Origin of the sequence: Roseomonas rosulenta, from assembly GCF_016106005.1 — a bacterium.
Classification (GTDB): Bacteria; Pseudomonadota; Alphaproteobacteria; order Acetobacterales; family Acetobacteraceae; genus Neoroseomonas; species Neoroseomonas rosulenta.
In genome coordinates, this window is record NZ_JACADR010000169.1 from 1 (window position 1) to 9,761 (window position 9,761).

Here is a 9,761-nt window from a genome sequence, read left to right on the forward strand (position 1 = left end):
CACATCGCCCGAGGCCAGTGCGCCGAGCGCCAGCGCCGCCCGCGCCCCCGCCTGGTCCGGTGCCAGCCGGAGCGCGCCCTCCGCCGCCTCGGCGGACCCCGTCAGATCCCCCGTGGCGAGCCGCGCCGCGGCCAGGCGCGCCAGCACATCGGCATTGGTCGGCGCGAGCTGCGCGGCACGGCGCAGCGCCTCCGCCGCCGCCTGCGGCTGCCCCGCCTGGACCTCGAGCTGGCCCAGCATTTCGAGCGCCAGCGCATCGGCCGCCCCCCGGCGGACCAGCGCACGCAATGTGGCCACCGCATCCGCGGGGCGCCCGCCCGCGACCTCGATGGCGGCAAGCAGGCGCACTCCACGCGGATCCTCGGGCTGGCGCGCGACATAGCGACGCGCCGCGTCCTCCGCCTGCGCCATCTGGCCCAGCGCCCGCTTGGTGATCGCGACCAGCATCAGCCCCTGGGGAAACTCGGCGACCCTGCCGCCGACCTGCTGCAGCGTCTGGTCGGCCTCGCGCCAGTCGTTGGCGCGCGCCTGGAGCATCGCGCGCAGCATCAGCGCCGGCGGCGCGCCCGACGCCGTGCGCAGCGCCGCATCGACCTCCTGGCGGGCATCGGCGTCGCGATCGAGGCGCATCAGCGCCTCGGCGCGCAGCAGCCGCGCGCCGACCTGGCCCGGCTTCACCGCCGTCGCCCGCGCAAGGGTGGCCGCGGCGGGCTCGAACTCGCCGCGGCCGAACTGGAACTGCGCCTTGCGGAACAGCGCATCGACCGAACGCGGATCGGCGGCGAGGGCGCGATCGATCGCGGCCTCGGCGCCGGCGAGGTCCCGCGCGGTGATCGCCACCGCGGCGGCGGCCAGCTGCGTCTGCGCCGATTGCGGCGCGAGGCGGATGGCCTCCGCCGCGGAATCCCGCGCCTCATCGACCCGGCGCAACGCCAGCTGCGCCATCGCTCGGCCGGCCGCCACCTGGCCGCCAACCGCGGCAGGCTCGCTCACGGCGGGAAACTCGCGCAGCAGGTCGTCGTAGCGGCGCAGCAGGATGTACGCGCGCATCAGCAGCGCGGTCCCCGCCGCGCGGTCGTAGCCGCGCTCGAGCGCGGCGCGCGCCTCCTTCTCCGCGGTGTCGCCATCGCCAAGGTCGAGGCTCGCCTCGGCGAGGGCTGCGCGGGCCTCGGCGGAATTGGGCGCAGCGCGCACCGCGTTGCGCAATTCGATCTGCGCCGCGCGAAGGTCTCCGCGCGCCTGCGCCTGGCGCGCGCGTTCCATCGAGGCGTCGGCAGGGAAGACGATCAGCGCCGCGCCGAGCAGGCCGGCGAGGAACGCGGAACGGTTGCGGTTCAGGAAGGGGGGCATGTGCCGCTCCTCTAGACAGCGTCGAGAATGTCGGCGGAGGGATCGGCGCCCGGGCGTGGCACGGCGAGGCCGTGCGTCTCGAGCAGGCCGTAGAGCGTCGGCCGGCTGATCCCGAGCAGGCGCGCCGCGCCGGCGAGGTTGCCCTGGCTGCGCGCGAGCGCGCGCTCGATGGCGAGCCTCTCGGCCCGCTGGCGGGCCGCGCGCAGGTCGAGATCCGCCTCGGCCGGCGCCTCCGGCGCCTCGAGCTCGAGATCGGCCGCACCCAGCATCGGGCCCTCGGTCATCAGCACCGCGCGCCGGATGCGGTTCTCGAGCTCGCGCACATTGCCCGGCCAGGGATGGCTCGCGATCGCCTCGGTGGCAGCCGGGTCGAAGCCGCGCAGGCGGCGGTCGAACTCCCGCCCGAACCGCGCGAGGAAGTAGCGCGCGAGCACCAGCGCATCCGCGCCCCGCTCGCGCAGCGGCGGGACCCGCACCGTGACGGAATTGAGCCGGTAGAGCAGGTCGCCGCGGAAGCGTCCCTCGGCCGAGAGCGCCTCGAGCGGCTGGTTGGTGGCCGAGACGACGCGCACATCCACCTGGATCGGCGCGCGCCCGCCGACGCGCTCGACCACCTGGTCCTGCAGCACGCGCAGCAGCTTGGCCTGCAGCGGCACAGGCATCTCGCCGATCTCGTCGAGGAACAGGGTGCCGCCGGTCGCCACCTCGAACTTGCCGGGCGTCTGGCGCACCGCGCCGGTGAAGGCGCCGCGCTCATGGCCGAACAGCTCGCTCTCGAGCAGGTTCTCCGGGATGGCGGCGCAGTTGATGGCGACGAAGGGGCGCGCGGCGCGCGGGCCGAGCGCATGCAGCGCACGCGCCAGCGCCTCCTTGCCGGTGCCGCTCTCGCCCAGCAGCAGCACCGGGACCGCCACGGCGGCCAGGCGCTCGATGCTGCGGCAGACCTTCAGCATGCCCTCGTCGGCGGTGATGATGTCCTTGACCGGGCTCGGGCGCGGCGCCGTGGCGAGGCGGCGGTTCTCCTCCTCGAGCTCGGCGAGGCGCAGCGCGCGGTCGATCACCGTGCGCAGCACGTCGAGGTCGACCGGCTTCTCCGAGAAGTCATAGGCGCCGAGTGCGACGGCGCGCAGCGCGTTCTCGCGTTGGCCCTGCCCGCTCGCCACCACGACCGGCATCGCGGGGTGGGCGCGGCGCAGCGCCTCGAGCGTCGCGAAGCCCTCCGAGACACCTTCCGCATCGGGCGGCAGCCCGAGGTCGAGCAGCGCCGCGGCGGGCTGTTCCTTGCGCGCCATCGCCTCCGCCTGGCGGCGGTCATTGGCGATCAGCACGCGACAGGCCGGAAAGGCCCAGCGGTACTGCGCGCAGAGGCCGGGATCGTCCTCGACGACCAGGAGCTTGGGCTTGCTCACGCCCGGTCCTCCTGCAGCCGCTGCGAGGTCCCGGAGAGGATCGGCAGGGTCACGCGCATCGTGGTTCCCGCCCCGAGGTGGCTCAGCACCACGAGGTCGCCGCCGGCGGCGCGCAGCAGGTCGCGCGCCTGCCAGGCCCCGATGCCGGTGCCGTCGGGCTTGGCCGTGCCGAAGGGGCGGAACAGCTCGTCACGGATGAATTCGGGCGTCATGCCCTGCCCGCGGTCGGTGATGTCGATCACCACGCGGTTGCCCTGCTGGCGCACCCGGATACGCACAGGCTCGGCGCCCTCGGAGGCCTCCTCGGCGTTGTTCAGCAGGTGCATGATCGCCGTGTCGAAGCGTTCCGGATCCATGGCGATGGTGCCGAGCGCGCCGGCATCCTCGTCCAGCCGCACCGGGCGCGGGCGGGCAGCAACGAGGGCGCGCAGCCGCGCGCCGGGCGCGCAGGGCTCCGGCGCCTCCCGCGCCTGAACCGGCGCCTCGGGCTGGCGCAGACGCGCGATCAGGCTGTCGATCCGCCCGGCCGAGGCGCGCACGGTCACCAGCATGTCCCGCTGGAATTCCGGGTCGGCTATGTTCTCCTCGGCATTGGCCAGCAGCAGGCGCAGTTGGCTCGCCACCGTCTTGACGTCGTGGGCCACGAAGGCGAAGCGCTTCGCGTAGTCCTCGAGCCGCCGCTGTTCGGCGAGCGTCTCCGCCGCGCGGCGCTCGGCCAGGAACATCGCCACCTCGCGCCCGAGGGTGCGCAGCAGGTCGAAGACCTCCCGGTCGGTCGCGAAGGGCGCGCGCGGCGGCCACAGCAGCACCACGCCGAACAGCCCGCGGTCGGCGCCGTGCAGCGGCAGCGGCACCGCCAGCCAGATCCGGCCGAACGCCAATGACAGGTCCTGCGGCGCGCCATCCCCGGCGAACTCCGCGATCCAGGCGCCGTCCTTCAGCGCATCTACGAGCGCATGGTCCTCGGCGAGCGCCATCGCGCAGTCAGGTCCGTTCCAGGTGGCGACGCAGGCGAGGCGCCCGCCATCGGCCTCGCGCAGGAACAGCGCGCCGCCTGGACTGTCCACGGCATCGGCGATGGCACGGATGGCGCGCAGCGTGGCCGGTGCCTCGTCCGCCCGGCCGGCCAGGGTGGCGACGCAGCGCAGCCATTCGCGCCGGTAGTCGTAGCGTGCGGTGAAGAAGTGATCGACCACGAGGCGTCGCAGCCGCGACCGCGCCGAGCCCGTCGTCGCGGCGACGCCGATCGCCATCACCGCCGCCGCGAGGATGCTGGCCTGCGCGGCGGTGCTCCAGGCGGGGTCGATGTGACGCAGCAACTCGGCCGCGGCGCCGACCAGCAGCAGGAAGCCGCCCGCCAGCAGAAGCGTCGCGCCATGGAATACGACCTCGCGCGAAACCGGCGGGTCGCGGCGGATCCGCCGGTCCCGCACCGCGGCGACCAGCAGCAGCGGCATCGACAGGCCGGTCAGCACGGCCCGCGCATCGAGGATCGCCGGCGTGAAGCTGCGCGACATCGCCGCCTCGGCGAAGAGCAGCAGATCGAAGGCGGCGAGCCCGCCCAGCACGATACAGGGCAGGTTGACGTGCCAGCGCGCGGCCTCGCTGGTGTTGCGGTAGAGGTTCTCGGCCAGCAGCACGACCAGCAGCGAAAGGCTGATCCGCGCGATGATCGCGAGCGAGCCGAAGCTCGGCGCGTCGAGAATGCCCTGCGCCACGGGCATGCTCGCGGCCAGGGCGATGGCGGTGACGAGGGCGCCGGCGGCGGCGAAGCGCCGCGCAAGCGGCCGCCCGCGCGGCCCGGCGAAGCGCCAGGCCAGCCCGAGCAGCACCACGAACCACAGCGCCGATCGCAGCACCTCGAGCGAACCGGACAGGCCGGAGAGCGGCATGGCCGGCGCGGCGGCGACCGAGGCGGCCCAGGCGCCGGTCATCGCGGCGGCGCCGGTCGCCGGCAGCGCACCCCGGCCCCGCCCCATGAGCGGGATCAGCAGCGCGAGCAGAAGGCAAATCGCCGCGCAGCCGGCATAGAGCGCGACGGAGGCGCCGGCGTTGATGGCGCCCCCGCCCTCGGCGGAGATCACCTGGCGCCCTCCTGCAGGAGGATCACGCGGATCGTGCCCAGGACGATCGCGAAGTCCATCGCAAGGCTGCGGTGGCGGATATAGTAGAGGTCATAGGCGAGCTTGTTGCGGGCGTCCTCCACCGAGGCGCCGTAGGGGTAGTTCACCTGGGCCCAGCCGGTGATGCCCGGCTTCACCGCCGCGCGGCAGCGGTAATGGGGAATGACGGCGGCGAGTTGCTCGACGAAGTTGGGGCGCTCCGGCCGTGGGCCGATCAGCGACATCTCGCCGCTCAGCACGTTGATGACCTGAGGCACCTCGTCGATGCGGGTGAGGCGGATCAGTCGCCCGACGCGCGTCACCCGGGGGTCGCGCTGCTGGGCCCAGCACGGCCCGTCGCGCTCGGCATCGACGGTCATGCTGCGGAACTTGAAGAGTGTGAACACGCGCCCGTCCTTGCCGACCCGCTCCTGGCGGTAGAAGACCGGGCCGCGGCTCTCGAGCCGGATGGCGAGGGCCGTCAGCAGGAGCAGCGGCAGGACAGCCAGGATCAGCATGAGGCTGCCCAGGATGTCGAAGGACCGCCTGACGAGGCGTATTGCGCGCCCTTCCCCGACGATCGCGGCGCCATCGAGCCAATCGGCGGGGAGAGTCTCGAGATCGACCCTGCCGCGCGACGCGTCACGAGCGGCCGCGGCCTCGGACCACGAGGCGCCAGAGAGCCCCTCGGCGGCGGAGCGCGTGCCGCCGGCCGGGAACGTGCCCGTATGATGGGGCATGGGCGAGGATCCCTGGGCGGACATGGCCAGCGCCGGCGCGTCCGGGGGAACCGCGCCCGCCCCCGCCGCCTCCAGCCGAGCAATCAGCGGAACTTCCGGTGGCAGAACGCCGCTACGCAGCGCGATGACGACACCCAGGCGGAATGCTGCGGCGGCGGCAATAAAAAGAATTGGGATGCTCCAGATTTTGAGCCCGGCCGATCCGAGCCAGTTCGCCTTCGCCGACCCGGCGAGCGAGACGCCGATCACGAGAATTGCTGCCGCAACCAGCGCGCGCGCGGCCAATCGACGCGGCATCATCCACACCTGCGGCTTGTAGAAGCCGCTCGCCACCAGGGTCGCGACGAAGCACGCGCAAAGCAACACGGCGTTGAGAACCAGGGGCCAGCCGGAAACGGCCCCTCGAACCCCAAGCTCATCCGCGACCCACAGCGCGACCACGGCGGCTGCGAGAGTATCGACAAGAACAAGTATAACCGCGCCAAAGCGCGGGTTCTCCCCGGGATACGATGCCATCGATCCTCCCCTCCAACGCCCCCGCTGAAGGCCCGCAGAGTCTACTCAACGGGCTGGTGTTCATTCGAACACGACGCAGTATTCAAGACACGCTGCTAGCCCGTGAGGTTCCGACGTCTTTAATCCTCAATTCTTGATACACGAGACGTCCGAGGACCGTAGGTTAGCGCCGAAGGGCAGGCCAAGCAAACGGAAATCTCACGGTGAACTCATGCTACCATAACGCGATATTCGTCCATTTCGTTACCGAACACCACCAATGCGCGTATCCTCGCGCGCTCCACCGCGAGCGGCGGGAGGTGCGAAGCAGACTCTTCTAGACATTGGCGAATTTCTCATCTAATTAATGAGTTGTGTGCGTCTTTCATTGAATTGCCTGCGTTCGCCGCCTAGTCTCCGCTTCACGACGATTTCCGGAGGGGCACGCGGGCACGCGCGCAAGAACTGGCGCATTGTGCCTGGCTGCCACGGAGAAAGCCCGGGGGAGTGCCAGATGCGTGGCTTTGCGTGGTCGTTGTGTGTGCTTTTGGGCCTCGGGGGGCTCGCCGCAGGCTGTGCGGATCGCGCGACGCTGCCGGTCGGGGCCCCCGCCGTCGCCCCCACCGCGGCAGACTATGTGATCGGGCCCGGCGACACCCTTGATGTCTACGTCCATCGCTCGCCCGAACTCTCGATCAACGCGCTGCCGGTTCGCCCGGACGGACGCATCTCGATCCCGCTCGTGCCCGACATCGAGGCCGCCGGCCGGTCCCCGACCCGCCTCGCGCGTGAACTCGAGGAGCGGCTCCGCCGCTACGTCATCGACCCGAACGTCACCGTGATCGTGCGCTCCTTCGTCGGCATCTCGGGGCAGCAGGTGCGCGTCATCGGCGAGGCCACCCAGCCGCGCGCCATTCCCTACAGGGACGGCATGACGCTGCTCGATGTCATGATCGACGCGCGTGGCCTCACCCGCTACGCCGCCGGCAACCGCGCCGAGATCATCCGCCGCGAGAGCCCCGACGGGCCGCCGCAGGTGATCCGCGTCCGGCTGACCGACCTGCTGCGTAATGGCGACATGACCCAGGACATCCGTATGCGTCCAGGCGATACCTTGCTGATCCCGCAGGGCTGGTTCTGAGCCGATGCAGATCCTCCCGTTGCTGCAGCGGCATACCGCTGCCGCCTGGCGGCAGCGCTGGAAAGCCCTTGCCCTGACCTGGTTCGTCTGCATCGCCGGCTGGGTCGTGGTCGCGATGCTGCCGAACCAGTACAACTCGACCGCGCGCATGTATGCCGATGCGGATGCCATCCTCGGCACCCTGCTACGGGGGATCGCGGTCGACAGCACGCCGGCGGGCCAGGTGGACGTGCTGCAGCGCACCCTGCTCAGCCGGCCCAATCTGGAACGCGTGGTCGCCCGCACCGATCTCGACATGCGCATCACCACGCCCCAGTCGCGCGAGCAGCTCGTCACGGATCTCGGCAAGGAGATCCGCATCACGCCGCAGACGCGGAACCTCTTCACCATCGAGTACCGCGACCGCGACCCGCGCATCGCGCGCGACGTGGTGCAGACCCTCCTGTCGCTGTTCATCGAGGCCGCCAGCGGCTCGGACCGCCGCCAGCTCGAGACGGCGCGGACCTTCGTCGCGCAGCAGCTGGCCGCCTACGAGGTGCAGTTGCGCGAGGCCGAGCGCCGCCGCGCCGACTTTCGCGCCCGCTACGGCGACCTGTTGGAGATCGAGGGAAATTCGTCGCGCCTGGACGGGGCGCGCGACCGCGTCCGGCAGCTACGCGGCGAACTGGCCGACGCCCAGGCGCGGCGCGACCTGACGCGGCAGCAGATCGACAGCCTGCAGACGCCGGTGGCAACGGGGGGCGGTGGCGGGGCGTCCCCCGAGCTCGCCCAGGCCGAGCAGCAGCTGCGCCAGCTCCGCCTGCGCTACACCGAGGAACACCCCGACGTGGTCGCCACGCGCAACATCGTGGCGGATCTTCGCCGCGGCGGCGGTGCGCGCACCGGCGGCCGCGGTCCCGGTGCACCCGCCGCGCAGCCGCTGCGCGAGCAGCTGACGCTGCGCCTCGTGGACGCCGAGGCGCAGCTCGCCTCCGTCGAGCGCAGCCTGCGCGAGGCCCAGCTGGAGCTCGACCGGATGACCGAAATGGCCCGCAACGCCCCCGAGGTGCAGGCCGAGTTCACCAATCTCGACCGCGACTACAACGTGCTCCGCCGCAACTACGAGGAACTGCTCGCCCGGCGTGAATCCGTCCAGATCGGCGAGGCCGCGCGGACCAATTCCGACCGCGTGAAGCTCGAGATCATTGACCCGCCGACGCTGCCCAGCATCCCGGTCGGGCCCAACCGGCCGCTCTTTGCCGCCGGCGTGCTCGTTGCCGGCCTGGGCGCGGGCATCGCGCTCGCATTCCTGCTGGTCCAGCTGGATGGCACCTTCTACACGGTGAGCGAACTGCGCAAGCTCGGCCTGCCGGTGCTGGGCGCGGTCTCGGCGCCGCCATCTCCGCCGCGCGTCATGGCCGGCATCACCTTCGCCTGCGGCGTCGCGCTCGTCTTCGTTGCCTTCGGCGCGCTGCTGCTCGACATGCCGCGCATCGTCGCGAGGCTGGTCGCATGACGGCGCCGACCGACCCGCGGCCCCACCTGGTCGAACGCCTGGAGCAGGCCCGCGCACAGCAGTCGCGCACGCACCTGGTCGAGCGGGCGGCCAGCGCGCTCGCGCCCGAGATGCCGCGCGAGACCGCCGCGCCACAGCCGGCACCCCCGCGCGAGGCCACGCCGCCCATCGCGCTCGCGACACTCGTCGCAGCCGGCCTGGTCGCCGCCGCGGACGGGGCGCGGCGCGCACGCGTGCTCGAGGAGATCGCGGTCGTGCAGACCCAGCTGCTGCGCACCATCCCGAAGCAGCCGCTGCAGGACGGGCGCGCCGGGAATCTCGTGATGTTCACCTCGGCCCGGCCTGGCGAGGGCAAGACCTTCTGCTCGCTGAACGTCGCGGCCGGCCTCGCGCACGCCAGCACGCGCCCGGTGCTGCTGGTGGATGCCGATGGCAAGCAGGGCTCGATCTCGATGGCCTTGGGCCAGTCGGAGGCCGCGGGGCTAATGGCGCTGGCGACCGACCCCTCCCGCCCGCCGGCAGGCCTGATCGTGCCGACCGAGGTCCCGAGGCTCTCGGTGCTCCCCTACGGCTCGCCCACGGCGCGCGAGGGCCAGCCACCCGGGCCGCGGATGGCGAACGCGCTGCAGCGCCTCGCCGCCGCGCTGCCGCAGCACATCATCCTGATCGATACGCCGCCCTGCCTCGTCGCCAGCGACCCGAGCTCGATCGCGCCCGTCGTGGGCCAGGTGGTCGTGGTCGTGCAGGCGCAGCGCACCGAACGACGCGAGGTCGAGGCCGCGCTCGACATGGTCGAGGCCTGCCCGACCCTCTACCTTCTTCTGAACCAGGCGCAACTGACCTCGAGCGACGGCTTCGGCGCCTATGGAGGATATGATGGCTACGGCGGCGCCAAAGGGGATGGCTAGCCGTCCCGCACCCGCCCTGCGCATCGCGGCAGCGGCCGGGCTGCTGGCCTTCGGCACCGCGCCGCTCGCGGCGCAGGAGGCCGCGGGCGGCTTCTCCGGGCCGCGCGGAGCGCCGGTCGGC

At 72.3% G+C, this 9,761-nt stretch carries 7 protein-coding genes; 3 read left to right on the forward strand and 4 right to left on the reverse strand.

Translation table 11 applies throughout. The features are described from left to right. From HW578_RS17795 to HW578_RS17810, 4 genes are all read right to left on the reverse strand, one after another. The coding region (locus tag HW578_RS17795; protein ID WP_198371955.1) for a tetratricopeptide repeat protein at positions 1 to 1,350 on the reverse strand (1,350 nt) is incomplete at its 3' end. A gap of 11 nt (positions 1,351 to 1,361) precedes the next feature. Then, positions 1,362 to 2,759, reverse strand: a complete 1,398-nt coding sequence (prsR, locus tag HW578_RS17800) for a PEP-CTERM-box response regulator transcription factor (protein ID WP_198371956.1) — start codon at positions 2,757 to 2,759, stop codon at positions 1,362 to 1,364. Then, positions 2,756 to 4,843, reverse strand: coding sequence for an XrtA/PEP-CTERM system histidine kinase PrsK (prsK, locus tag HW578_RS17805; protein ID WP_369407917.1), 2,088 nt, complete (start codon positions 4,841 to 4,843; stop codon positions 2,756 to 2,758). Before prsK ends, prsR begins: the two co-directional genes overlap by 4 nt. Continuing rightward, positions 4,840 to 6,117, reverse strand: coding sequence for an exopolysaccharide biosynthesis polyprenyl glycosylphosphotransferase (locus HW578_RS17810; RefSeq protein ID WP_198371957.1), 1,278 nt, complete (start codon positions 6,115 to 6,117; stop codon positions 4,840 to 4,842). The genes prsK and HW578_RS17810 overlap by 4 nt, the downstream gene beginning before the upstream one ends. A 493-nt stretch (positions 6,118 to 6,610) precedes the next feature. On the opposite strand from HW578_RS17810, the gene HW578_RS17815 reads away from it, so the two are divergent. From HW578_RS17815 to HW578_RS17825, 3 genes are read left to right on the forward strand one after another with little or no spacing between them, the layout of a single operon-like run. Then, positions 6,611 to 7,237, forward strand: coding sequence for an XrtA/PEP-CTERM system exopolysaccharide export protein (locus HW578_RS17815; protein WP_198371958.1), 627 nt, complete (start codon positions 6,611 to 6,613; stop codon positions 7,235 to 7,237). Positions 7,238 to 7,241: 4 nt separating this feature from the next. Beyond that, positions 7,242 to 8,732 carry an XrtA system polysaccharide chain length determinant gene (locus HW578_RS17820; RefSeq protein ID WP_198371959.1) on the forward strand — a complete coding sequence of 497 codons (1,491 nt, stop codon included), beginning with the start codon at positions 7,242 to 7,244 and terminating at the stop codon, positions 8,730 to 8,732. Beyond that, positions 8,729 to 9,640, forward strand: coding sequence for a P-loop NTPase family protein (locus HW578_RS17825; protein ID WP_198371960.1), 912 nt, complete (start codon positions 8,729 to 8,731; stop codon positions 9,638 to 9,640). The genes HW578_RS17820 and HW578_RS17825 overlap by 4 nt, the downstream gene beginning before the upstream one ends. Positions 9,641 to 9,761: the final 121 nt, after the last annotated feature.